Source organism: Nitratireductor sp. B36 (assembly GCF_020833685.1).
Classification (GTDB): domain Bacteria; phylum Pseudomonadota; class Alphaproteobacteria; order Rhizobiales; family Rhizobiaceae; genus Nitratireductor.
In genome coordinates, this window is sequence record NZ_JACKZY010000001.1 from 568,902 (window position 1) to 592,962 (window position 24,061).

General features: G+C 58.0%; 21 protein-coding genes. 7 read left to right on the forward strand and 14 right to left on the reverse strand.

All coding sequences use genetic code 11. From position 1 onward, the window contains the following. Window positions 1-23: 23 nt before the first annotated feature. Both H7H48_RS02900 and H7H48_RS02905 read left to right on the forward strand, forming a co-directional pair. Window positions 24-1,088: a hypothetical protein gene (locus H7H48_RS02900; protein ID WP_229447299.1), complete on the forward strand. Its 1,065-nt coding sequence runs from the start codon at window positions 24-26 to the stop codon at window positions 1,086-1,088. A 144-nt stretch (window positions 1,089-1,232) separates the two neighbouring features. Next, window positions 1,233-2,933, forward strand: a complete 1,701-nt coding sequence (locus H7H48_RS02905) for an RNA-directed DNA polymerase (protein ID WP_229447300.1) — start codon at window positions 1,233-1,235, stop codon at window positions 2,931-2,933. A 347-nt stretch (window positions 2,934-3,280) separates the two neighbouring features. Here the strand turns inward: H7H48_RS02905 and H7H48_RS02910 are convergent, their stop codons facing one another. From H7H48_RS02910 to H7H48_RS02940, 7 genes are all read right to left on the reverse strand, one after another. Further along, window positions 3,281-6,532: an autotransporter domain-containing protein gene (locus H7H48_RS02910; protein ID WP_229447301.1), complete on the reverse strand. Its 3,252-nt coding sequence runs from the start codon at window positions 6,530-6,532 to the stop codon at window positions 3,281-3,283. Window positions 6,533-6,752: 220 nt separating this feature from the next. After that, complete coding sequence (locus H7H48_RS02915; protein ID WP_229447302.1) at window positions 6,753-7,376, reverse strand: hypothetical protein; 624 nt, start codon at window positions 7,374-7,376, stop codon at window positions 6,753-6,755. A gap of 10 nt (window positions 7,377-7,386) precedes the next feature. Continuing rightward, window positions 7,387-7,725: a hypothetical protein gene (locus H7H48_RS02920; protein WP_229447303.1), complete on the reverse strand. Its 339-nt coding sequence runs from the start codon at window positions 7,723-7,725 to the stop codon at window positions 7,387-7,389. Beyond that, window positions 7,722-8,237 carry a DUF3592 domain-containing protein gene (locus H7H48_RS02925; protein WP_229447304.1) on the reverse strand — a complete coding sequence of 172 codons (516 nt, stop codon included), beginning with the start codon at window positions 8,235-8,237 and terminating at the stop codon, window positions 7,722-7,724. The genes H7H48_RS02920 and H7H48_RS02925 overlap by 4 nt, the downstream gene beginning before the upstream one ends. Beyond that, entirely contained in the window at window positions 8,230-8,763 is a 534-nt protein-coding gene (locus tag H7H48_RS02930; protein WP_229447305.1) for a DUF3592 domain-containing protein, read from the reverse strand. Before H7H48_RS02930 ends, H7H48_RS02925 begins: the two co-directional genes overlap by 8 nt. Before the next feature lie 38 nt (window positions 8,764-8,801). Further along, on the reverse strand, window positions 8,802-9,281 hold the full coding sequence (locus H7H48_RS02935) for a DUF805 domain-containing protein (RefSeq protein WP_229447306.1): 480 nt from the start codon (window positions 9,279-9,281) through the stop codon (window positions 8,802-8,804). 131 nt (window positions 9,282-9,412) lie between these two features. Next, window positions 9,413-10,363: a LysR family transcriptional regulator gene (locus tag H7H48_RS02940; RefSeq protein ID WP_229447307.1), complete on the reverse strand. Its 951-nt coding sequence runs from the start codon at window positions 10,361-10,363 to the stop codon at window positions 9,413-9,415. A 113-nt stretch (window positions 10,364-10,476) separates the two neighbouring features. Here H7H48_RS02940 and H7H48_RS02945 point away from each other — a divergent pair, with 113 nt between their 5' ends. The 4 genes from H7H48_RS02945 to H7H48_RS02960 all read left to right on the forward strand — a co-directional run bounded on the left by H7H48_RS02945 (window position 10,477) and on the right by H7H48_RS02960 (window position 13,086). After that, on the forward strand, window positions 10,477-10,626 hold the full coding sequence (locus H7H48_RS02945; protein WP_229447308.1) for a hypothetical protein: 150 nt from the start codon (window positions 10,477-10,479) through the stop codon (window positions 10,624-10,626). 2 nt (window positions 10,627-10,628) lie between these two features. Then, the gene (locus H7H48_RS02950; RefSeq protein ID WP_229447309.1) at window positions 10,629-11,450 is read left to right on the forward strand and encodes a glutathione S-transferase family protein; all 822 of its coding nucleotides are present in this window, start codon (window positions 10,629-10,631) and stop codon (window positions 11,448-11,450) included. A 67-nt stretch (window positions 11,451-11,517) separates the two neighbouring features. Then, window positions 11,518-11,910 carry a hypothetical protein gene (locus tag H7H48_RS02955; protein ID WP_229447310.1) on the forward strand — a complete coding sequence of 131 codons (393 nt, stop codon included), beginning with the start codon at window positions 11,518-11,520 and terminating at the stop codon, window positions 11,908-11,910. 81 nt (window positions 11,911-11,991) lie between these two features. After that, on the forward strand, window positions 11,992-13,086 hold the full coding sequence (locus H7H48_RS02960; RefSeq protein ID WP_229447311.1) for a helix-turn-helix transcriptional regulator: 1,095 nt from the start codon (window positions 11,992-11,994) through the stop codon (window positions 13,084-13,086). Between the two features lie 182 nt (window positions 13,087-13,268). Here H7H48_RS02960 and H7H48_RS02965 read toward each other — a convergent pair whose 3' ends face one another. The 7 genes from H7H48_RS02965 to H7H48_RS02995 form a co-directional block, all read right to left on the reverse strand. Then, entirely contained in the window at window positions 13,269-15,014 is a 1,746-nt protein-coding gene (locus H7H48_RS02965; RefSeq protein ID WP_229447312.1) for an amidohydrolase, read from the reverse strand. A 40-nt stretch (window positions 15,015-15,054) separates the two neighbouring features. Beyond that, window positions 15,055-16,461, reverse strand: a complete 1,407-nt coding sequence (locus H7H48_RS02970) for an amidohydrolase (protein WP_229447313.1) — start codon at window positions 16,459-16,461, stop codon at window positions 15,055-15,057. A gap of 137 nt (window positions 16,462-16,598) precedes the next feature. After that, window positions 16,599-17,408, reverse strand: a complete 810-nt coding sequence (locus H7H48_RS02975; RefSeq protein ID WP_229447314.1) for a YbaY family lipoprotein — start codon at window positions 17,406-17,408, stop codon at window positions 16,599-16,601. 232 nt (window positions 17,409-17,640) lie between these two features. Then, window positions 17,641-19,383: a mechanosensitive ion channel family protein gene (locus H7H48_RS02980; RefSeq protein WP_229447315.1), complete on the reverse strand. Its 1,743-nt coding sequence runs from the start codon at window positions 19,381-19,383 to the stop codon at window positions 17,641-17,643. Between the two features lie 161 nt (window positions 19,384-19,544). After that, on the reverse strand, window positions 19,545-20,135 hold the full coding sequence (locus H7H48_RS02985; protein WP_229447316.1) for an HdeD family acid-resistance protein: 591 nt from the start codon (window positions 20,133-20,135) through the stop codon (window positions 19,545-19,547). A gap of 76 nt (window positions 20,136-20,211) precedes the next feature. Further along, window positions 20,212-21,117 carry a transporter gene (locus H7H48_RS02990; protein WP_229447317.1) on the reverse strand — a complete coding sequence of 302 codons (906 nt, stop codon included), beginning with the start codon at window positions 21,115-21,117 and terminating at the stop codon, window positions 20,212-20,214. A gap of 243 nt (window positions 21,118-21,360) precedes the next feature. Next, window positions 21,361-22,590, reverse strand: a complete 1,230-nt coding sequence (locus H7H48_RS02995; RefSeq protein ID WP_229447318.1) for an MFS transporter — start codon at window positions 22,588-22,590, stop codon at window positions 21,361-21,363. A 525-nt stretch (window positions 22,591-23,115) separates the two neighbouring features. On the opposite strand from H7H48_RS02995, the gene H7H48_RS03000 reads away from it, so the two are divergent. Then, window positions 23,116-24,021, forward strand: a complete 906-nt coding sequence (locus tag H7H48_RS03000; RefSeq protein WP_229447319.1) for a LysR substrate-binding domain-containing protein — start codon at window positions 23,116-23,118, stop codon at window positions 24,019-24,021. The last annotated feature ends 40 nt before the right edge of the window (window positions 24,022-24,061 follow it).

Genomic DNA, 24,061 nt, shown 5'->3' on the forward strand with positions numbered 1-24,061 from the left:
GTGTTGCTGTGTAGGGAGGGGACATGCAGGATGAGATCTGGTTAGGTAAAGATGGCGTGCTAGCCGTCTTGCCGATCCATTTCAACTTACCGGCGCATGCCATACCTCTCGGTACGTTTGTGCGCACCGCCGAACAAGCGGAAACCATCATTGCCTCTTTGAACAGAGAGCTTTTCGATGGAAGGCTGAAATATGAGATTCTGGTTCTTCCGCCACAGGAAGGCTCCTTCAAAAGCAGGATCGGCGTCTATTTGCTTGGCGGCTGGATCGCTGTTTGGACATTTACGGAAAGCGATATCGGTCAGGCCTTCATCCGTGGTCTGACATTACAGGAACCGGCACACTGGGCCGAGCAGGCAGGTTCGGCGATCAGGGAGCAGATCGTTTCTGATGAGGATGATGAGGCCCTCGATGAAGCGGACAAAGCGCCAGAAGATGACGAAGCGAAATGCCTTGCCGCTGCTGAATTCCTGGTCGAAACAACAAAATCCTTCCTTCAAACAGATGTCGCCGGACTGGAATCGGTTGGCATAACCACGACGCGCTTCCGCGATGGATTCGCCGCACGGAACGAGTTCTACGAAGCTTGCGCCGCCACACCTGATATCCGCGCAGTCGGGTTCGAGGACGAGCCTGTTTTCCCAATCGACCGAAGCGACTTCGCGCGCCTACAGGTTGTTCTCCCGCCGGTGAAGGACGAAGACGACGAGCCGTGGCAGACGGCTATCGTTGACCTCAAGGTGACGTCCCCGAATTGGGAAAGGGAAGATCGTCAGCGTGCTTGGAAGGCGAAAGACGCCAAAGGCCGCGAGCGGCTGTTCCGGATTGAAGATGAACAGTTCTGGGGGCTGGTGAAAGCCGAACAGCTCAACATCCACATCATGGACACGATCAAGGTGCAGTGGGCTTTTCAGGGAAAGGCCAATTCACCCAAGAATATTAGGGTTCTGCGCGTTCTAGAGTTCAATGGCGATGCCTTGTCTGAGCCTCTAGACGATAATGCTCTGTCAGCGGTTTTGGGTGCATTTAGCGAAATCGACACAGATCAGGGGGACCTTTTCGCAGGCAGAGGGGGTAGCGATGAGTAGTGGACATCATTCAACAATAAAGACCATGGCCGTGCGATCCACCTCATGAGATCTCCTAGATTTGATATACGTGCAAAGAAGCTGCGAACGATATTTTCTCCACAGAACATCGAAAGGATTTGGAAAGAGAAAGTTAAAGTCTCAATGCGCGATCAGTTCATGTGCGATGGGATAGAGAATTTCGACTTCCATGTGTCACGCAAAGTAGAGAGCCAAAAACTTTCGCATTTGATATTATCGGGTGATTATGTACCGCAGAAGGCGCAACGGATCCTTGTCGAAAAAAGCAAAGGGCTTTGCAGGCAGCTCGTCATTCCGAGCATACGAGATGCCATCGTTTTGCAGTGTCTATCTGATGCTCTATATTCTGAAATCAAAGGCAAAGCGCCTACGAGCAAGGCATTCTTTGAACCGAAGGATCATAAGTTCTCGTCACCACCGAGTGGTTACGGGACGTTCGCAGCTTGGTTGAATTTCCAGAAAGAGCTGTTCGAGTTTTCAAAGACGCGCAAGTTCGTCGTCGTAACAGACATCGCCAACTACTACGACAGTATATCATACGTTCATCTCCGCAACGCCATTGCCTCGATCAGCGGCGTCGATGAATGTGTGATTGATATGCTGATATACGTCCTCAGTGATCTTCTTTGGCAGCCGGATTACACTCCTCGCATCGAGGTTGGGTTGCCCCAAATCAATCTTGATGCACCTCGCCTGTTAGCCCACTGCTTCCTCTACGAGCTAGATTCGTACCTTGCGAGCGATCCCGGACGAGACTTCGTGCGTTACATGGATGACATCGATATAGGTGTAGACACGATCGTGGATGCCAAACGGGCATTGAAGACCGTCGATCTCGTCCTTCAGACGAAGCAGGTTCGTTTGAACAGCGGCAAGACAGTCATTCTTACACGGTCCGAGGCTATTCGACATTTCCGAATTTTCGAGAACGCGCGGCTAGATTCGGTTCGGGCAAGCGTCGATCACCGCGTGAAACACGGACTTCCGTTGGACCGGCAGCGAGTTCATGTTGAAGCCAGAATCAGGCAAGGACTTCGCAAAAAATCATTCGACGCAGGGAATGGCGAAAAGGTTCTGAAGCGATGGCTGGGGCTTGCGGCTAAAACTGGCGCTGTGGTGAAGCCTGAAGTCCTCGAAGATCTCATCAAAAGAAGACCATCAGTTCGAGAGAATGTTTATTCGTTTATAAGAAGTCGCCCCCTCACTCCATCGATTGCGGGCATTCTAGCAAGGGCAAGTCAGTCAGGCCTTCTTGTTGATGATGCCGCGATGGTGGAGATGTCAAACTATCTTGTTGAAACATTTGTCAAGAATAAGCGATGTCACGCAATGCTTGAAGCGGTCATCGCGAGCAATGACCCACAAAGCTATTTTGGACTCTATTCAAGGCTTTGGCTGCTGTCGAAATATGGGACGCCGGCCCAGATTCTCACAACTCTTCGAGACGCCCGAAACATTTGGTCGCCCCATGAGCGGCTGGGTCGTCTGGCGGCTTCGTTCCTTCCCTTGTTTCACGGTTCGCCTGAAGAGAAGCCTCTTAAGCGGCTCCTCGCGGATACCTTAAATTCTGGGGTGCGCGACACATACAAATTCCATATGAAACTTGCGACCGATCTTCCAACATTTAAGGCAATGTTTGACGCGTTAAAGGCCCCAAATCCATCCCGTGGGACCGGCATTACACACGCAAAATTTCTATGCCTCCTATCCGCACTGAAAAATCCTGCCGCACCGGTCGCTCAGATTACAACCTTAAGAGCTAATCACTCCCGAGCCTTTGAGGACGCTTACTACAAAGAGATAAGCAAGCGAGTCGGTGTCTAGACTAGCTCAAATGCAAAGAGAAAGCGGCGGCCACCTGCCGCCGTTGTCACGCTTACCTGATCTCGCAGAAGGTCGTTGGCGCAGCAAAGGCCACCGAAACCACCTGCGCCGATAGTCAGGCCAGTGCGCAAGAAACATCTTTAATTTCAGAGAAGCTACTCCCTGTCAGCGAAGGCACATTTATAGGGCTATAGCGTAAACGTAGTTATCATCTTCGCCCGGTGCGGCGCGCCATTTTTCATTCGGACTCCTCATCGCCGCTATCTCGTTCGATAAGGTTTCGATCACCGCCAGCGCCCTTCAAGATCAAGGGCGCTGCGGCGCGAACACATCGCGATATCGTCAGATTAGAAGCGGACGTTCAATGTGACGTTGCCTGAGTGGTCAGTCACTCCGGACCAAAACAGCCCGCCATAGGAAATGTCCAGAGTGGCGGCGCTGCCGAGCGTCATTTCAAGGCCGGCGTTTAGAACCAGTTGGTCACTGGCCAGCGGCACTCCCGCGATTGCTGCACTCTCGCCGCCGGAGGCAAACGATAGCTGAGAGGTCGGCGTCCCTCCAAAAGCGTGTCGCCACCCAATTGTTCCACTGAGAGACGCATTCGTGCTGCCCCATCCGATGTCCGTTTCGGCGCGTAGGCCAAGCGTGGTGAAAGTGGCGGAAACTCCATCCCCGGCCGCGCTCAGAGCCGCAGAGCCTCCACTCTCGGCAAACCCCTCGGTGGACAGCCGCACATGAGCAAGGTTGGCGAAGGGTTCCAGTCGCGCACCTCCGGCCTCAAGCTGGTAGGCTGCTTCACCCCACGCTTGCAGCGTCCGGGCATTGTAGCTGGCCGAGGTCTGATCGGCGAAGCCGGAGAACGCCACTGCACGGCTGGTTTCCAGCCTATGCCAGCCGTGGGCAAGCCCGCCCTGCAGACTGAGCCCGTCCCAATGACCGCCGCCATAAATGCCAAGCGTATAGCTGTCGGCGGTGCCGGAGGAGGAACGCATATCAACCCCATAGCGAGAGCGGGAAAAGCCACCGAAGACGCCAAACCGATATACATCCAGGAACGCTGCATCGCCGCCCACCAGCAAACCGCCAACGCTGCGGTCGAGCGGGGCGGCATTGCCGTCGCTATCCCATCGTCCCCATGCGCCAAATCCACGCGTCCACAGACCCGGACGTCCAAACATCGCATGGTCTGCTCCGGCAGCCGAATTGGCACCTGTTTCACCCAATTGATCCCGAAGCCGATCCATCGCGCCATCGCGTGGGAAGCGACTGTCTTCCAGAAGCACCGTCTTCATGGAAGCGTGGATTTCTCCCGTGAGGCTGTCGAAGGCCGCGCGGGCGTCGTCCTCGTCGCCGGAAATTCCGAGCAACGCGTCGAAGACGGCATTTCCACTGCCCAGCGCCTCGAGCGGACCTGCTATCGCCATCTGATTGGGTGTGTCAGCAATATCGGAGAAGAAGACTGCCTGTTCAGAGTGCAGATGGACATTGGTCGCATCATAGCCGAGCGTGAAGTCAAGGAACACGTAGTCATCGGTTGGGCGAGCCGTATCGAATGTTCCGCTTACGCTGCCGGCGGAGATGATGGTGTAGGTTCCGGGCGTATAGGTCGACCCGTCATCGGTGCCGTTCTCCGGCGAAACATGCACCACACCACCATTGATTGTAACCGGACCGGCAGCGTCCAAAAGGTCGTTGTGTGTGCCGGCAGTGAAGCCGCCGCCCGAAAGCTCGACCTCATAGACCGAACCCGGATTGAAGAGGACACTGGCCGCACTCAACGTTCCGATGGAGTTGCCGGGAGCAAGCCGTCCGCCCGATCCCACTGTGGCGGTCCCCGTCAATGTTCCTGTCCCTCCGACAATGCCCCCATTGAGGGAAACCACATTGCCCCCAAGGCTCCCATTGACCAGAAGCGCGCCCCCGGAGATTTGCGAAACTCCGGTAAATCCCGAGGAATCCCCCGTCAGGACAGTTTGGCCGGCGAGCTGGTAGAGCCGACCTTCGCCGATCATATCGACTGCGAACTCGTGAGCGCTCCCGGTGTGATTGAAGAACAGTTTTGCGTCCTCGTGGTCTCCGAACCACAGCTCCGGCGCGTCCAGGTGGCCCGGCGCAACTGCCGTCTGACCGGCGGCAGCACCGATATTGAGCGTTCCTTCAGAGGTCGCGTTGAAGCCCAGATAGGTTCGATTGGCGACGGTCACCCGTCCGCCCTCCGCGATCGTCAGCGTGCCGGTGCCCTCTTCTGCAATGAAAAGGTGGTCGCCTGCCAGGTCGGCATTCGGACCGCTGACCAGAGCCTCCCCCTCGCCGGTGGGCGCATAGCCAAGGGTGATGGTTGAGGTGGCCGAGACTGTGCCGCCGGTGATGGCAAGCTCGCCCCTGCCTTCATCGCCCACAATCAACTCGCCATCGGCATTCAGTTCCGAATCCGCACCAGAAACATTCACCGTTCCGACCGTGTCCTGCTGCGCACCGACATAGACGTCGGAGGTGCTCACCTCGCCGCCATCAGCGATGGTCAGCAGTCCAGTTCCCCCATCGGAATTGCCCAGGTAAACACCAAGATCTGTCGTGAGCTGCGAGCCGGGGCCGGTGACGAGCGTCGTGCCATCACCCAGATCGCCGATGAACAAATAGTCGGAAGATGAGAGTGTGCCCCCCGATGTCAGCGTGAGTGTTCCGCTCGCGCCGACATCCGCTCCCAGGGTTATCTCGCCCGCATCCGACCAGCTTGCATTGTCAACGATCAGGGTGCCCTGCCCCGAACTGTCATGGGATCCCAGATACAGATTGCCATGGTTCCCAAACACCACCGCATTGTCTGAGAGAGTAATCTGGCCGATACCGCCCGTGCCGACATAGGTGTCTGCGCCCATGGTCCAGTTCGAACCGGCTCCCGTGACGGTCAAAGTTCCCGTTCCGCCACCCTCACCGATCGTGACATATCCGTGGGACAGGAACGTGGTCCCGTTTTGGATATTGAGTGCACCGGATTCGATGCGCCCCACTCTCGTGTCGCCTGTGACCGTCAAGTTGGCATTGTCGAATGTGGCGAAGCTGCCGCCGCCACCGGACGAGTGGCCGATCAGGAAATCCGCTCCGGCAAAGACCGATGCTCCGTTGCTGGCTTCAAGCGCACCAAGTCCGGAAAAACCGACAATCATGTTCGCACTGTTGGCATTGAGTTGGGCTGTCGAACCGGTCAGGCGAACCGTCCCTTGCGTGCTGTTGCCCTGCGCGATCAGAATGGCAGCAGCGTCTACGGTCGCATCCGTTATGTCGAGTGTGCCCGTCCCTTGCGAGCCCACGTAAAGTGTCGCGCTGTTAACCCATTGCGACGTGGCGCCTGTAATGATGACGTTCCCGATCCCCGTCGGCGTTGCGCCGAGCACCCCTTGCGTGTTGTTGACAACCCCGCCATCCGAAATGATCAGCGTTCCGAGGCCGAGATCCCCAACGGTCAGCGTATCCCCGATGTTCCAGCTATCCGGCTGGGTTCCGCCGCCCGTTCCGATGACGGTTTCCGTGGCACCTCCGTCGATGACCGCCTGTGCCAGAGCCGCTCCAGGCAATGCGGTCGATGCCATCAGCGCCATGAACGAAGCCTGGACGGTCCGGCAAACCTGTTTGCGCTCTTTCAACTCATCTTGGTTGGACTTTTCCTGCACGTCGCATTCCCCTTGAAAAGACCTCGCGCTTCCCGGATCAGTTTCGAAATCAACTGTCGCGAGTCCGCTTTTTTTTACGCGTGGAAGCGGGATGCCACATGCGACGTTTGTGCGATCGTGAACGGTTTTTCGCCACCCGTTATGGCTGTCAGGGGGTTGGCAGAGCGATGGGCTCGTCCCAGAAGTAGTCGACGATCATCTCGATCCGTGATTCCATGATCTCGGCACGCGCATCACCTTGCTGGACCGTCTGCGCGGGTGTGGTGGTTTTCATGTGGCGCTGAACCGGACGCATGGTTTCAGGATCAAGCAAGGTGGTCACTTGCGACACGGATCTCACAGGCTCCATTGTCTCCTGCGTATGTGAAAATCGCACAAGAGCGACGCCGTCGACTGTCTCCGTGTCGCAGGAGGCGTCCCGAATGGTTTCCCGCAGGGTTGCATTGCGCGCCAGCGTTTCCTCCAGCCAGTTCTCGTTGCGCATCCGGGAGGGCTGCCAGGTCTTCCCGTCGCGAGAGGTGTATTCCTCAGCCCCCAGCACCAGCCAATGAACACCGGTCTCCCGCACGGCCTGATGAAAATGACTGTAATCGCGAAACCATTGCTGCGTGTGCTGCACCGTCGCGCCACCCATGAGGGTACGGGTTTCTATCCGATAATTCTCCCATTTCTCGCCGGCAGAGAGCATGGCCTGGATATCTTCCGTGCAGCCGGCCCGCACCGGGGTGGCGAACGGGAAAATCACGAGTAGGCCGATGAGAATGCGGTACATGACGAGGATCCTATTGCTGCATGAACCCGATGGCGAAAATCCAGAAACCGACCTGACCGGCCAGTCCGGCGAGGAGGAGATAAAAGAAGAACCTGCCCACCCTGCCCTGCAACTGACGGGCTGCCACATGGCGCTTGAAAGGCCGATTGGCGAGGTAGCCCGGTAGTATGGTTTCACGCAGCCAGCTGTATTGAGGTACAGGTCCATCCTGCTCGATCATCGACTTTGCACCAGTGAAGAAAGAGCCGATCTTCCATCCGACAAATCCGATAAAAGCGATCATTGCCGAACCCAGCATCCACCAGGTTGTCCATGCGACATCGGCAATGGGGATTCCATAAATTGTCATCTACCGGTCCTCTTTTCAGACGTTCGGCTGCGTATGGTTCTGCGCGCCATGCCCAGGTTCGCGAAGCCGATAAACAGAAGCAGAGCAACGATGGTGAACGCGCTGCGCATGGATTGTCCACGCATGGCCGGGTCAATTGAGCGGACCTGCGGGTCTGTTGGCAGATATCGGATCGGAACGCGTTGAGGCGGGTCGTGACGCTCGTAAAAGCTGGAGGAGACCTGAACAAAACCCCGGCGCATGGTTTCGCCCACGGTAAAGCCGACTGTCATCTCATAATGATATCTCGGGCGGTCCGTGCCATGGCGCACCATGCGCTTGTCAAGGATGGTCGCCATTGTCTCGACACCAAACCTCTCGAGCGCACCATAGTGACGGTCAGTCGTTGAGAAACTCCAGAATCCATAAAGCAGCGCCGCGGCAAACGGAGCCAGCAGAACGGCGGCTTCGGCAAGGCGTCGCCAAGGTCCGGCAGGCGGTGCATCTCGCTTCGGGTGGGTCACCTCAGCCATGATCTGCCATCCGTGGCGCTCTCAGCCACCGCAGAACGAGAAGGGCCGCAATGAGTGCCGGTATCAACAGCACCTGCCCGATTGCCGCTAAAGCCGCAGGCACGGCCCAGAGCTGTTCGAAATTGTTCTGACGAACATCCCGCTTGCGGTCCGGCGTAAAGAATATTTCGTGCTGCGAACCGACTGGAAAATTCCAGTTGGGGGAGGATTGACCGGTGCTTGCCTGGGTCATCTCACCGTCTGTGAAGCGGTATCGAAAAACCGGACTGTAGTCCGTGGTGGCGCCATCCCACGGATTCCAGCCTTCCCAGGCATAGACATGAACGACCTCCCCCACGGTGCGTTGTGCACGGTGGAGAAAGCTGCGGGTTTCCCATGCCATGGCAGCGGCAGCTCCCAAAAACAACACAGGAGCCAGAAAGACGAGAACCCAGATTCGCCACGACGCTTCACGTTTGCCGTCCGGTCCGGTTCGCAGCAGGTAGAGCTGCGTCATGTTCAGCCGGATCAGGGCGGTGTGTACCATTCTATGGTGCCTCTAATGCGTCAAAGCGCGTACCGGGTTCAGGTCGCCGAAGCTTTTTGCATTGCGCGGAGCGGGTCGGGGCCATAGGCATTGTCGCCTGCGGTTCCCTTCAGAAACCCCAGCTCAATGATCATCCAGATTGCAACCGCCATGGCGAACCACATCAAAGCCATGGCTCCAACGCCCGGGACCAGAATGCTGGTGCCAGCCAGTTCCACTTCCGAGTAGCCGAACTTAAAAATATTCAAAACCTGCGAAACCACACCGGGGGCGATGAAGACGACAGCCCATGGCAAGGCAGACTTCCCACGATCATGCAGGCGTTTTACCACCACGGCCGTCCACAGGTAGACAATGGCGCCGGACAAGAGGATCTGCACAAGGGCCAGCACTGCCCCCTGCGGAAAAAGACTGACGATACCCAGGCTGGCGATCATCGCAATCGCCACAATACCGGCAAACCCAAGCCAGAAACGTCGACGCGAAATGCGCCCCTCAAAGGTGGTGAAAAGGTCCATCGCTCCCCCAACCGCGGTGCCTGAACACCGTCTTTCAAGCTGATAGCGTCATCTATGCTGGATTTTAGGCAAGGGACCGTGACCGGTCATGCGACGTTTGTGTGAGGCCGGCGCATCAAACGCGCACCTGCTCAGACGGGCACGGGCCGTTCCCCTTCATTGAGCGGGAGCAGAATGTCCGCGATCACGCCGCGCATCCAGCGATGCGCAGGATTGTCCGTCGACCGTTTGTGCCACACACCCACAATCAGTGCAGGTTCGATGGGCATCGGGGGTTTGTAGATCGCCAAATTCTGAGATGGCGCCAGTCTCTCGGCCAGTTGGCGCGGGATCAGCGATATCAACTCGCTTTCGCCCACCACGCGGCAGATGCCTGAAAAGACCGGCATTGTCATGACCACCCGGCGGCTGCGTCCCACGCGCGCCAGTGCCGCGTCGCCGGCAGCGGCATGCTTGCCTTCAGGTGAAAACAGGAGATGCCCCATCTCACAGAAGAGATCCATGTCGAGCACATCGCCAGGCTGTGCTCCTGCCCCAGCCAGAACCGGATTGTCGGCCGCAGCAATGACTGCATAGCTGGAGTGAAAGAGTGGGCGACGATCCGTCCATTCGGGAAAGTCCAGATCCGGCATGAGCGCCATGTCCGCTTCATAGCGCTCCAACGAGTCCAGGTAGCTGTTGGGCACAAGGTCGATGAGCTGCATCCGCATCTGTGGCGCCGTGATCCGAAGCTTCTGTGCAAGCTCGGGCATCAGCATCTCGGCAAAGAAATCCGCTCCCGCCAGCTTGAAACTCATCGTGCTGGCGGCGGGATCGAAGGCCGCAGGTGCCAGAAGCGCTTCCAGGCGGGCAAGTTCTGCATTAAGCGGTAGAGAAAGGGACACCGCATAATCGGTGGGCCGCAAGCCCTGCCCGTGGCGAACAAAAAGTTGATCACCCAGTGCGTGGCGAAGCCTGGCGAGCGCGCCGGAGACCGCCGATTGCGACATCCCCAGCCGCTCACCGGCCTTGACCGTAGAACCTTCTCTCAACAATGCATCGAGGACACGCAGCAGATTGAGGTCGAATGTCGCAAAATTCATTTTGCCAATAGACTCTATCTAATCAAACGATTTTTCAGATTAATTCCTCCCTGCTACAGATTGCAACAACGAGAGCGCTTTCGTTTCCTTGACCTGGGTTTATGGAGGAAGCGATGCCTGACGCATTGACCGGTCCTGGCGTCATGACGAGGGATCGGGTTCGCTACAAGATTTCATTCTCCCCTGCCGAAACCGGCAGAGCCGTATCGATCATCGACAGCGGGCCTCCCGCCTCGCGCGGTGAGCATGCAGGTCTGGAGTAGCCATGTCGTCCGCACATCACGAAAGACCGGTTGTCTATCACATCCCGGCCTGCCCTTTTTCGCAACGGCTGGAAATTCTTCTGACCCTGAAAGGACAGCTTGAAGCTGTCGAGTTTCGGGTGGTCGATATCACCCGGCCGCGCGATCCGGAACTGCTTGAGAAAACCCGTGGCACCACCGCGCTGCCGGTGCTCGAAACGCCGCAAGGTGGCATTCTCAAGGAAAGCCTGGTGATCCTCGATTATCTGGAAGAAATTGTCCCAGGGCCGCCGGTGCGGCGCATTGATCCTTTCGAGCATGCGATCGAACACATGCTGATTGCCAAGGAAGGCCCCTTCATCACGGCGGGATACAGGCTCGTGATGAATCAGGATCGCGCGGCGCGTGAAGACAAACGCGGACAATTGCTTCAGCTTTATGCGGATCTCGATGATTTCCTGGTCGCCCATGAGGCTTCAGAAAATGAAGCCAGCAATTTCCTGTTCGGCAGGTTCGGGCTGGCCGAAGTGGTGTTCACACCGATCTTCGCGCGGTTCTGGTTCCTGGATTACTATGAGGGCTTCCAATTGCCGGATGAGGCGCGCTTTGCCCGCGTCTCGGGTTGGCGCGAGGCCTGCCTTGCTCATCCTGCTGCCCAGCAGGTGAGCCGCGAGGAGATTGTCAAGCTCTACTATGACTATGCGCTTGGGTTCGGCAACGGCGCGCTGCCTCCCGGCCGGTCCATTTCCAGTTTCACGGCCCACCCCCACTGGCGGGACCGGCCCTGGCCGCCGGCCGACAAGTATGAGCGGGCAGCAAGCGATCGGGATCTGGGGCTTGCATGAGACGGGCACGACAACCAACACCGCCCGCCCGCCGTTCCGCAGCGCAAACACATCAATGGGAGACAACATGATGCGCGGTATAGCTTTTCTCTTTTTCCTGAGTGCCAGCCTCTATGCGCTGGCCGGCATGGCATTCGGCATCCACATGGCTTCGTCGCAGGATCATTCACTGGCTTCTGCCCATGCTCATCTGAACCTCATCGGTTGGGTGACGCTGGGCATGAGCGGACTTTATTATCACAACGTTCCTCAGGCAGCCGAGGGCTGGCTCGCATGGCTCCATTTCGCGATGGCCTCGCTCGGTTTGTGGATGATTGTGCCTGGGATTGTGCTGGCGCTGAAAGGCGTCACCGAGGGACTGGCCATTGCCGGATCTTTGGTCACCATCCTGTCCATGATGTTGTTTGTTTTCATCGTCTTGAGGAGCAGAACTGACCGGCCTGTCAGCATGTCCGCCTGACGCCGGTTGCAAAGCGATCAGGATTGACCGGAAACGAGAGTGGCGCCACACCACACGGCACCGCTCGGGGGAGCGAGCACCATGGACAAAGCATCAAACCTTGTCGGACAGATTTATGACGCCGTCTTCGACACGGGGATTTGGCCGCAGCTCCTGTGCTCCCTTGCGGATTATTGCGGTGTCGACAACGCCGCGCTGGTCGTAACGGACCCGCACATCCAGTTCTCCTCGGTGGTTACACCACGCGCCGATCCTGAAGTTGTTTCACATTACGCCGAAAGATGGTGGACCGAAGACCCGACAGCTGCAACGACAGCGTCCATGCCCGTGGGGCGGATAACGAGCCTCGCAGACACTGGTCGAGAAAAATTCTTTGCCAGCCGGTTCTACAATGACTATTGGCGCCATTCCGGCCTTGGAGCCGAGCGGCTGGCGAGCAATCTTTTCACTGACGGGGGCGGCTTTTCCAGCATTGTCCTGCAGGCGCCTGCGCGCCGGGATGAGATCGGGGCTGACACGGTCAAGCGATTTTCCTTCTTCATCCCCCATCTGGTGCGCGCCGTCAGCCTTGCGCGGAATCTTCAAAGAACGGCCCTTGAGACCGCGCTTCTGAAGACCGAGAGCCGCGTTCCCTCCCCGACCAGCACGGTTGTTGTTGATCATGAGCGACGTGTGCTTTTCGCCGACACCGAGGCGGAGCGCCTATTCTCACAAGACAGAGGGATTAGGGTGATCGGGGGCCGACTCTACCTTACTGGAGAGGGAGCCCATGCCGCATTTGATGCAGCCCTTTCCGGCTGTTGTGCAACAGCCCTGCCCGCAAGCCGGCGCATCACGGTGAGACGGAGCCTGGAGGCGCCTCCTTATTCGGTGGAGGTTCGTCCCATCCGCATCCCGGGCAGTGTCCCCGGCGCACCAATTCCCGCCGCCGTACTCCGTATCAGCAATCCCGAATTGCATCGCGATCGGCGCATGATGGTCCTTCAGGAGCGGTTTGGCCTCACTCCCGCTGAGGCCCGGCTTGCGTTGGAGATGCGCAGGGGAGATGGTCGCGCCGCCGCCGCCAGACGCTGCGGCATATCCATCAACACCGCCCGAACGCACCTCACAAGCATCTTTGGAAAAACAGGCGTCACGCGTCAGGCAGAGCTGATCAAGGTTTTACTGCAGCTGTAACGAAGCCACTCGACCGAGACGTTGCTCTGTTTCGCATGGATATTGGTCCAGCGCTGCGCTCTTTGAAGGTTCAAGACGAATGGAACCGGTGGCTGCGAGCCCCATGGTGAGCCCGCCTTACGGCCGGGCCGCTATAGGCCATGCCCAGAAAGGCACGGCCGACAGCGGCCCGGGAAGTTCGGTCAATCCTGGGCGTTGTAGATCGTGGCGCCTTCCTTGATGGTTTCCACGACCTTCACCTCCCGCAGAGAGCTTGGTTCGATCTTGAGAGGATTTTGATCCAGGATCACAAAATCAGCCAGCTTTCCTGTTTTCAGGCTGCCCTTCTGATTTTCCTGGTATCCCTGATAAGCGGCCCAGATGGTGAGCGCACGCAGCCCGTCATAGGCACTGACGCGCTGGTCGGGGCCGATGACATCGCCGGTGCGGCTGGTTCGATTGACCGCTGCGGACAGGACCGCCATGGCACTGGGAAGCGCCACTGGCGCATCATGATGCTGGGAGAAGATCATGCCGCGCTTGAGCGCCGACTGGGCCGGCGAAATGCGATAGGCGCGTTCCTTGCCAAGCGTCACCTCGCGATGCAGATCACCCCAGTAATAAGTGTGCATGGCGAAGAAGGACGGAAAAATGGCCAGTTCCTTCATGGCATCAAGTTGGTCCTCGCGCACGGTCTGTGCATGGATCATGACCGTCCGGCGATCATCCATGCCACGCTCTTGCGTCACCGCGCGTACGGCATTGATCAGCTGGTCGCTGGTCTGGTCCCCATTGGTGTGGACCAGCAGCTGCCAGTTGTTCTTGTAGGCCGTGTCGACGATCTTCTGTACCTCGTCCACCTCTTCAATCGCCGGATAACCATTATAGTCCTCAGGCTGGCCGGGGAGCGGTTCCTTGTAGGGTTCGCTGAGCCATGCCGTGAAATTCTGAATGGCGCCATCGAGGCTGAGCTTCGCGCCGGCAATGCGGAAGCCATTGTTATAGATGTGCGATGTGCCCACCGCCTTCAGATAATCGAGGTCTCCGCGAATATCGGGATAAACATCGATGTCGAGAATGAGCTCGTCACTGTTGGCGAGGCTGCGCCAGGTCTCCGCGACGGGCTTGGTTGCCCGCCCCTCCTGGCCGGTGGTGAAGCCGTGGGCCGCATAGGCCTTCATTCCGGCTTTCGCGATGGTGAGGTTGGCTGTCTCGTCGAGCTGGGCCAGCACGGCAAAGAGCGGCGTGAACAGCGCCATTTCCTCCAGCACGCCATTGGGCTTCTGGCTGCCTTCCACGCGCTGGATTACACCGCCTGCAGGATTCGGCGTTTCGGCCGTGTAGCCGGCCATTTCCAGCGCCTTGTCGTTCATCACGCCAAGATGCGTCGACTGATGCAGAAGGATGACGGGAATGTCCTCAGAGATCTTGTTGAGGTCTTCCGCGGTCGGATGACGTTTTTCCGCCAGCTGCGCGTCATCGTAGCCGAATCCAACGATCCAGCCCACCTTGTCGATGGCCGCCTGGTTCTCGCTCACCCATTTGTTCATGATGTCGATGATCGAGGCAATGTCATTCGCCTCGCCATCGGGGGGCGGCAGGAGATTGGCCGCGAGGGCCTGAAAACCGGTGTTCCAGATATGACCGTGGGCATCGAAGAAACCGGGCAACAGCGTCTTTCCGTCAAGGTCGACCTGCCGTGTTCCCTCGCCGATCAGAGCCGCGACGCCGGATTGGGGGCCCACATAGGCGATCTTGCCGTTCCGCACCGCAACGGCTTCTGCATATTCAGGGGCATCCCCCTCCATGGTTATGATATCGCCACCGGTGTAGACGATGTCGACGGATTTTCCCGCCTCGTCCGCCCAGGCCGTCAGGCCCGGCCCGAAGGACGCTGCCACGGTGATTGTCAGGGCTGCGACCAGTCCCTTACGTCTGTTGATCGTCATTTCGATACTCCTGGCATGCAATATGCGGCTAAGGACGGGATCACTTGCTTGCTTTGGTGACCTTCAGAAGCGGCGATCCCTTCCCCAAAAGCTCCAGGGTAGCCACGGTTGCGACCTCCGTACCGACCGGAATGGCCCGCAGATCAACGATGAAGTTGGGATTGTGCGCGGAATAAGGGAACCCCTTGCCGGCTTCCATCGATGCGCGGAACACCTCCGGATCTGCAACACCGACGATCAGATAATTGAAGGCAACGTCTTCATTGGGACCTTTCAGGAGGTGCACATCCTCCGAACCCGTTGCAGCAGGAAGCTGACTGACAACGCCTTCCTTGCCAACGAGCTTGGTGAGAGCGTCCGCGTGGCGTTCCGCCATTTCGTCATCATTCACGAGCGGAGTGGAATACCCCTTCATCGTGTATTCCGGCAGCATGTCCTCGGGCATGCCATAGGTGCGAGCGATTCCATCGCTGATGGATTTGATGCCGGCGATCATCTGTTCACGCACCTTGGCGTCGTACCAGCGCAGATTGACCTTCACCAGCGCGCTGGCGGGAATCACATTGTTGTCGACACCGGCCTGGATCGAGCCAACGGTGAGGACCGCGGTCTGCTGCGGTTCGATCGTGCGGGCCACAATCGCCTGATACTGGGTCACAGCATAGGCAGCCATGATAACCGGATCCTTGGTCATCTGCGGCATTGAGCCATGCCCGCCAACGCCCTTGAACAGGACATCGATCTGATCGGTTCCAGCCATCTTCGGACCGCCGGAACTAACCACCATGCCAACCGGGCCGGGGGCCGTATGGAGACCGATGAGATAGTCCGGCGTGGGCAGGTCGTAATCCGTCCACAGTCCATCATCGACCATCGCCTGAGCGCCAAGGATCAACTCTTCGGCCGGCTGGGCGATGAGGATCAGCGTGCCGCTCCAGCTGTCTTTCTTCTCGGCCATGATCTTGGCCATGCCGAGCATCCAGGTGACGTGGGCATCGTGCCCGCACATGTGGGCAACGGGCGACACCGTTCCATCCTCACGTTCAACGCGGACAGTGCTGGCATAGGGGAGACCAGTTGCTTCCTCAACGGCGTTTGCATCCATGTCGGCGCGGTAGGCAAGCACCGGCCCTTCGCCGTTTTTCATGATCCCCACGACGCCGGTACCGCCAATGCCCGTCTTCACTTCAAAGCCGAGGCTTTCGAGTTCCTTGGCGATGATCTCGGCCGTGCGGGTTTCCATGAAACCGAGCTCGGGATTCTGATGGATGTCTTTGAAAATGGTTTCCAGCCGGGAAGCATCCTCTTTCACGGACGCCCTCACCTGCTCGATCATTTCAGCCGAAATATGGCTCTGCTGCTGGGCATGGGCGTGTCCTGCTCCCACAAACGATGCGCCCACGAGCAACATGGTTGCCGCTATGCCTGTCCGGTTCCAAATACCCATCTTATTCCTCCTGCAGCCCGCCTCTCAGGCGGCGTTTCACATGATGTGTTTCGTTGCCGCCCATGGACAAAGCCAGTCAGGCGGCGATGTTCATCGGAGCGCCCGCGCTTTCCTGCCATATCTGTCGTGTTGCGACTTCAAGACGAGATCTCCGCAAGCCGTAGAATGGCTTTTCCTTCCTCATCCAGCAGGACAAGCTTTCGAAAGGTCTGGTGGATCTCGAAACGCCGCGCTCTCCCCAATGCGTTCAGAAACGCTTGTTCCTGGTTCATCACGGCTGGCGGACACGCCATGTTGGTCGAAGCCAGTGGGGTGAAAAGGATCGAAGCGCCTTCGACCTTCACATTGCCCCGGAAGCGGTTGCAGCCTCCCGATCCGCTCACCGCACCGTCCTCTGACAAGGTCAGCGTGCTTCTCAGGCGATCCATCACGCCGCCGCCGTCAATGTCCTCCACAAGCCATTCACCAAACAGGGAGACACTCTGGCTCACACGTTGAACAAGAATTTCTGTCTGGTTGGGACCGTCGCCGAAAACAGCATGATTTTGGGTGGTGGTGAAAAGCAATCGGCCGCCCGCTGAAATCGTGGCGCGCAAAGCATAGCGATGCCCCGGCCTTACCTGCTGCGGATCGAAACCAAGCTGATAATTGATCGGGCTGCCGGCAGCTCCTGTGACCTTCTGCGAGGCAACAACAACGGCAGGAGCATCGGCGCGCGAAACATCCAGCAACTGAACTTCAACGACAGTCCCGGAAGGGAGCGCCATGCGCTCGCGATAAACAACCGTTCCGTGAATCTCGCCGGCTGAGTCAGATCCGTGCGCAAGATTTGCAGGAACGAGCATACCGATGATGGCAAGAAGCACTGTTCTGCGGTCAACGCTCAACGCAGGGGCGAGTGCTTTGTCGTGGCCCGCCGGCCGCTCAAGATTACTCCCTAGCCCCATCTCAACTCCCGCCAACAATCGGATATGACCGGCAAAAACCTAGCCACACCGCCGGCAGAAGACTATCCAGATCACGCTGGTTTCTTGAAATCATTCAAGTTTGCTAAAGATTTCCCTCTCGTTCCTTTCGCAAGTTTATCCAAACTCAAGTTCTGGTTTCAATCTTGCGCGCCATTAAAACCGCAAGTGCTTTGCTGATTTAAGGAAACCTCGCAGATTTGTTGTACCCTCTCTATTCGGAGCCGGACAAAGACACGGCCTCCGCGTCCCTACGCGTCTGAAACTTCTCACGCGCCTCCGCCTCTATCTTTTTTTGAACCCGACCATCAAGAGACGAATCGCGGCTGAGATAAACTGTCTGACTGGGGAAAGCGAAACCGGAACCGCCCTTGGCAATGACTTCCTGAAGCTCAAGAAGCAGTTCCTCCTGCACTTCCAGAAACTGGCCGAAATCCGGCGTCATGACCGTGGCGCGAACTTCTACGTCGATGGAGGATGAACCAAAGCCGATCAGCCTGATGCGCGGCGTTCCGCTGCCCGTTTCCACCATGGGATGCGCGGCAATGGTTTTGCGCATTTCCTCCAGGATCCACATAAGCTGAAGGCGGGAGGTCTCGTAGCGCAGCCCAAGCACATGCCGGAAAAGACACTTGTTGCGCAGCGAGAAATTCACAATGTGCATCTTCGCAAGATCAGAATTGGGAACCGTGGCCAACGTTCCGTCCAACCCGCGAATTCGTGCAGAACGCGGTCCGATCGCTTCGACCGTGCCACTGCTTGCGCCATACTGGATGTAGTCGCCTATCCGAAAGGGACGATCCGCGAAGAGTGAGACTCCGCCAAACAGGTTCTCCACCGTGGACTGCGCGGCAAGGGCAAGGGCAACACCGCCCACGCCCACACCTGCGATCAGACCAAGTGCAGGAATCCCGATCTTGTCGGCGCCATAGACCAGAACCGCACCAGCAGCAGCAAGACCACCCACGCGCGCCACCAGGCGCAGAAGATTGGCATCGTAACTCTGGTCCGGGATGGCCGGCAGCGCAATGATCAATTCAACCACCAGATGGCAGACGAGCAGTACCAGCCACGCAAGGGCGAAATAGAGGAGAACGGTCGTGACCACGATCTCCATCGTCGCGAAGAAGCCGGCCAACCCCGTCTGGTAGCCTGCAAAATAGTGGGCGCCCCAAACCATTCCACCGAGCAGCAGCGGCACGGTTATCGATCGCAACAAGCCGCCGATCGAGCGGTGCCCCGTCTCGACGCCGCGCATCAGGATCCCCCAGCCGATGGTGATGACCCCGATGCCGATCCAGACCGCTGCAGTAAGAAGTGCTTTCCAAAGCTGAGTGCCCAGAAAGGGCTTCATCAGAACATCCGGCAAAGCATTGATGAAACCGTAGGGGAAAAAGGGGCCGGTAAAGGAGCGCACCTCATCGGTCCAGTTATCGTAAGCCGAGTGATGCAGTGGCGGTAATGCGATGATGCGCTCATGGAATTCCGGCAGGCGCTCAACCGTCGCGGCGGAAAACAGGAACTCCCCAGCGCGTGCGCCTTCTTCCTGCCGAACGATCTCCATCTCGGTGCCCGGGATGGTCCAGCCCTCGGGCAGGTCCTCGGTGCCGCCGGGAATCTGCTCCGCAGCGACGGAAGGCAGGCGCATGAGAATATCCACCAGTTGCGCCACGCGCAGGCTGGCCACTTCGGCGCGCTGGGCTTCAGGAATGGCGCTCATATCGAGAGCGCGGGCCGCGCGCGCAAAACTGTCGAACAGCTGATCAGCGCCTCGCGCACTCTTGCGCGCCCTGTAATCAAGATAGGTCTGCTCCACCTCCTCCGCGATCTCGATGAAGGAGTAATAGGTCGCCCTTGGTGACGAAGTATCGAGCGGGGCCAACGGTGAAACCGTCTGTTCCTGAGCGGTCGCCGATAAAGCGATGAAGAAGCTGAAGAACACAAGAATGAAACGCAATGGAAATTCCTCCAGATTGGCGCTGGATCGACCCGCCAAACACCGCGCGTTCGTGCGGTGGCAAAGCGCCTGTCCAACCGTACCGTTCGCTGGGTTGTGCAAGCGTAACCTCGACAGGCGTTAAGGGCGGTTTAACAATTGGCCTGCGCGGTGCCGCCGTCTTACGGCAAGGCGGAGCGGGCTACCTGCCGCACATGCCAGGCCAGCAGCGCCATCGAAAAACCGACAGAAACGAGCTTGATCCCAAGAAGAAGACCGATCAGCCAGACCGCCACTTGCGGAAGGCTCCACCACAGGATCAGTGAAAGGACAATTCCCAGCAATCCGCTTGCGAGTACCCAATGCCAGTTCGGAAACGGCCGAATGGTGAGCGCAAAAACCAGCTTTGCAATTCCTTCGATCATGAAGAACACGATCAGAAGCAATGTAATTGTCACAAGTCCCTGGCCGCTGTCCCTGAGGAACAGGAGGCCGATCAGGACCGCCAGAGCGACGGAGATGAGCTGAAGCCAGAAATGCGGCACCTTGCTGGCGCCAATCAGACTGACGGCCTGCGCCAGCCCGCTGATGATGAGCAACCAGCCCAGAAGGCTGATGACCGCGACGGATGAAATCGCCGGATAGACGATTGCAAGCACGCCAGCGGCCATCAGCACGGCTCCCTGGAGGAAGTACCAGATCCAGTAGCGGCGCACCGTGTCTCTGACTGCGTCGCGAAAGACTTCAGATGCTTCTTCAAGCGACAGCGACATATGCGTTCCTTCCGCGATGCGCGATCTCAGGCGGTATAACGATTGTTACACCCTGGAGAGCCCCAACAACCTCGTCTCAGAACCGAGCTGTAATGCTCGCCATGGTCAGATGACCGTCAAAGCGGTTTTCGACACCAAATTCCCAGTAGTGGCGTAGCGCGAAACTATAGGGACGCCCATTGATCGCCGTGCTGTAGGACAGAGCCGGCCCGATGCCGAAATTCTGTCCCTTGAAGGCACCCAGCGAGGCGCCGCTTCCCGTGTCGTCGCTGACCTGCTTGTAGGCGAAACCTGCCACACCGAGCGTCAAGCCATTGTCAAACACCTTGCCGATGGCGGCGTCCAGGTTGAGGCCCACACCGTTGCGGTAGTCCGAAGCGGAGTTTTTGAACTCGCCCGTCACGCCGAAGCTGGCCGAAAGCTCTATTCCCGGATCCTTCCAGATCTTGGTGAACCCCCAGGAGACGTTCACACCGAGATGATTCTTGCCGGCATTGGGCGCGAAGCCCGTGTCGTAGCGCCCGGTCGGCAGCCAAAGCGTGGTCGACAACGTATGGGAGAAGCCATTCTCGTTGCTCCAGCCGAGCTGGCCTTTGAGGGTGATATCGCCCATGCCCCAGCCGCTGGTTTCGACGTTTTGACCAAGCGCGTTGGAGCCGGCCCTGAGGCGTGTATAGCTCGCATAGGGCACGGAGACCGTCAGTCCCAGGCGGGCGTTTAAAATCTCCTGCTCGGGCACCCAGGTCAGATTGGCTATGAACGGCGAGGCCGTCTTGCGGGCGTTCAGATCGATGGTTCCGCCATCCACGGAGGCGGCTGCATACCCGTCATAATACATAAACGCCTGGGTGACGTAGAGCCCAGGTGGGGGTGTCACGCCCGCTCCAAAGGCGCTCGTTCCGGGTACGTAGAGACCCGCACCGCTTTCACCAGCCATGGCGGGTGCGCCTGCAATCAGCGCGGCGAGCAGTGCGCCGGACAAAGAAAGTTTCCGGGTGTTGATCAAGACGGTAGCCCCCCGTTTCTAGTATTACGGCGTACCGTTCCTGGCATGTCCCGCCGCCTTACCTCCGAAGGAAGGCCGCGACCGCCGCGAACCGGCACACAGTTGCTGTGGCAGATACAGATATGCTGTAGCCGTGCCTCACAGGTCGCACTTTGTCCGCCCGTCGACTATCCGAATCGCGCACGCTTTCCGGATTTTTCATTTGGTATCGGGAGCGTCTCAATCCACCGCACGGCCGGCGGCTCCCGCCGGGCCATAGCGAAGCAGAAAGGCTACAAACAGCATCAGAGTGGATGCCATAACCATGAACAACGCCGTCACCCCGTAGCCATGGAGAAGCGGAACCATGAGCAATGGGACAAGGGTGGCACCGAAACCGCGCACCCCCCACGACCAAGCGGTGGCGCGTGCGCGCTTGGCGGCCGGAACAGATTCGGCCGCATATACGACGAGGACGGGCAGAAAGATCGCGATAGACAAATTGACCAAAAAGCCTGTCGCCATAAGCCAGACCGCCTCTTGCGCAAGGCCAAACAGGACACCGAGCAGCGCCATGGCAAAACCGGTGAAGGCCAGCACGCTCCGTCGTTCAAAACGATCCACAACCAACCCGGCCAGGATGGCTCCTACCACCGGTCCAATGCTGGATACGCCGACATACAGAAGAGACTCACTGAGGCTCACACCTTTCTTGATGAGAACGGCGCCGGAAAGAAGCGGAAAGCCAATGGTCGACCAGGGCGTCAAGAAATAAAGAAACAGGAGAAAACGTATTCTGGCATCCAGAAAGCCTCCCTCGCCCAATTGTCCGGAATCCGAAGTGGCGTCACCTGGCTGTGCAACATCGCCCCCCGGCCCGTTTTCCGCTTCTGACAAATTACTGTCTTGATGCCGGGCGCGGCTTGCCAGCCAAGCTCTGGATTCCGGAAGGCGGAGAAATATCAAAGCTCCCAACACCGCAAGGACGCCGCAAAGGACAAATGCCCAGCGCCAGCCATCCAGGCCGAGCGGGGCGAGAGGTGTCAGCCACCGAACCAGGAAGGTCAGGACAAGCGGGCCTGTGGCGCCGAGCGCAACAGTGATCATCAACATCGCCCCCCTCCGGGCCGGCGGCAATATGTCGGTCAGATACGCGGCCATGAGAGGAGGATAAGCACCCAGTGCCAGACCCGAGAGCGCCCGTACCGCCGTCAGAAACGCGATATTGGGAGAAGCCGCCGCGAGCGCGGAGGTGAAAGCAATCCACACCATGAGTACGACGATGGTCGGACGTCGTCCAAATCGGTCTCCCGCCCATCCAGCTACAAATGCACCTGCTATGGCACCCAGATAAACAGCCGAAAGCAGCGTGGAGAGCTCGTGCGGAGCAACATTGTGAGGCGGCGCAGAGAAGACCGCTGAAAGAATATTGCCGAGTGCGAATTCTGCGAGATCGAACCACAGCCCCAAGGCGCAGGCCCCAACGCTTGCCAAATGTATTGGCTGCAGTTTCTGGGATTCTGGTTCGGTGGAGTTGGTCAAGGCCGCCCGCGATCAGATATGTTTAGCAACATTCGCCAATCGCTGCATAAGGCAGACGCTACAACGATACAACCAGATCACCAAAAAGGGTGCCTACCCGCCTACGGGAAAGTCTATGCACAACCATGGGCGCTCCAAATCACGCGGTTCTCATTGGCCAATACATGCACGGCAACCGGCTGACCGTCTCCCTGCAAATAGGCGTCCTAGGGCCAAACACCATTGACGAATGATTCTGGCCCGTTCGGCCCGCCCCCGCTGGCGGATCCGATCAATCATTTCCTGATCGATTCCGGTGGCTGTTGCCGGATGGAAGCATTTTTTCTCGCTTCTAATGTTAGAAAATTTTCTATCCATAATCCTCTCTCTTTCTCCTTGCCTCGTTAAACTTAAAGATTTTATGGAGCTTTTGCTTGTCAGAAAATCTCTGCCTATGTTAGATTTTCTAACATTATGAGAGAGATTGATATCGGCTGGCTGCCGTTGAATTCACTGCGGGCCCTGGCTGCATTTCACGAAGCGGGGTCTGTGGGAGCGGCAGCGCGCGCGCTCAATGTCACGCATGGGGCGATCAGCCAACATTTGCGAAGCCTCGAAGATCGGCTGCAGAGAAATTTGTTTGTCCGTTCAGGAAACCGGCTGGTCATGTTGCCGGAGGCCGCCAGCTTGGCCGAAAATTTGCTGCGCAGCTTTCGCAGCATAGGTGGAGATGTCGAACGCTTCAGGCGTGATGAGAATATCTTGAACATCACGGTCACCCCGCATTTCGCACAACATTGGTTGCTGCCTCGTCTCGGAGCCTTCCTCCAACGTCACCCAGAAATCGACTTGCGCATCAACACCGATGCCACGGTACACGATCTCGTATCCGGCGATTTTGATGCCGCGGTGCGACACGGCGATGGAGACTGGCCGGGGTTAAACTGTGAAAAGTTGCTCGAGGGGTGGGATGTCGTCGTGGCAGCGCCTTCGGTCATCGAGAGCGGAAGCATTGAGACGCCCGCCGACCTGACAGAACTGCCTTGGGTGCTGGACGAGGACAGGGAAAAGGAAATGGCCCTGTGGTTTGCCGAACATGGCGTGGCATACGAAACCCACACACGCGTCACGCGCCTGCCGAGCGCCCTAACGCTCGTCGCGGCCCTCGATGGGTATGGCGTGGCATGGCTGCCTCATGTCTACGCAGCACCCTATCTGGCTTCAGGACGTCTGCGGCAACTGTTCAGTGGGGACAGGACAGGAGATCAAGCCATGCGTTACTATTATCTGTGCTGGGCCGACCACAAGAACCGCCCGGCCTTCAGAACGTTCCGGCAGTGGATCAAACGTCGGATTTCAGAGGAAGCCGACTCCATCTGATCACCTCTTGACCATTGGACCGCAGCAGAAAGCCGGCACA

Excerpts from the sequence above, each read along its gene's own strand:
- H7H48_RS02900 (WP_229447299.1), top strand. The coding sequence starts at position 24 with ATGCAGGATGAGATCTGGTTAGGTAAAGATGGCGTGCTAGCCGTCTTG.
- H7H48_RS02905 (WP_229447300.1), top strand. The coding sequence starts at position 1,233 with ATGCGCGATCAGTTCATGTGCGATGGGATAGAGAATTTCGACTTCCAT.
- H7H48_RS02910 (WP_229447301.1), bottom strand. The coding sequence starts at position 6,532 with ATGGCGCTGATGGCATCGACCGCATTGCCTGGAGCGGCTCTGGCACAG.
- H7H48_RS02915 (WP_229447302.1), bottom strand. The coding sequence starts at position 7,376 with ATGTACCGCATTCTCATCGGCCTACTCGTGATTTTCCCGTTCGCCACC.
- H7H48_RS02920 (WP_229447303.1), bottom strand. The coding sequence starts at position 7,725 with ATGACAATTTATGGAATCCCCATTGCCGATGTCGCATGGACAACCTGG.
- H7H48_RS02925 (WP_229447304.1), bottom strand. The coding sequence starts at position 8,237 with ATGGCTGAGGTGACCCACCCGAAGCGAGATGCACCGCCTGCCGGACCT.
- H7H48_RS02930 (WP_229447305.1), bottom strand. The coding sequence starts at position 8,763 with ATGGTACACACCGCCCTGATCCGGCTGAACATGACGCAGCTCTACCTG.
- H7H48_RS02935 (WP_229447306.1), bottom strand. The coding sequence starts at position 9,281 with ATGGACCTTTTCACCACCTTTGAGGGGCGCATTTCGCGTCGACGTTTC.
- H7H48_RS02940 (WP_229447307.1), bottom strand. The coding sequence starts at position 10,363 with ATGAATTTTGCGACATTCGACCTCAATCTGCTGCGTGTCCTCGATGCA.
- H7H48_RS02945 (WP_229447308.1), top strand. The coding sequence starts at position 10,477 with ATGCCTGACGCATTGACCGGTCCTGGCGTCATGACGAGGGATCGGGTT.
- H7H48_RS02950 (WP_229447309.1), top strand. The coding sequence starts at position 10,629 with ATGTCGTCCGCACATCACGAAAGACCGGTTGTCTATCACATCCCGGCC.
- H7H48_RS02955 (WP_229447310.1), top strand. The coding sequence starts at position 11,518 with ATGATGCGCGGTATAGCTTTTCTCTTTTTCCTGAGTGCCAGCCTCTAT.
- H7H48_RS02960 (WP_229447311.1), top strand. The coding sequence starts at position 11,992 with ATGGACAAAGCATCAAACCTTGTCGGACAGATTTATGACGCCGTCTTC.
- H7H48_RS02965 (WP_229447312.1), bottom strand. The coding sequence starts at position 15,014 with ATGACGATCAACAGACGTAAGGGACTGGTCGCAGCCCTGACAATCACC.
- H7H48_RS02970 (WP_229447313.1), bottom strand. The coding sequence starts at position 16,461 with ATGGGTATTTGGAACCGGACAGGCATAGCGGCAACCATGTTGCTCGTG.
- H7H48_RS02975 (WP_229447314.1), bottom strand. The coding sequence starts at position 17,408 with ATGGGGCTAGGGAGTAATCTTGAGCGGCCGGCGGGCCACGACAAAGCA.
- H7H48_RS02985 (WP_229447316.1), bottom strand. The coding sequence starts at position 20,135 with ATGTCGCTGTCGCTTGAAGAAGCATCTGAAGTCTTTCGCGACGCAGTC.
- H7H48_RS03000 (WP_229447319.1), top strand. The coding sequence starts at position 23,116 with ATGAGAGAGATTGATATCGGCTGGCTGCCGTTGAATTCACTGCGGGCC.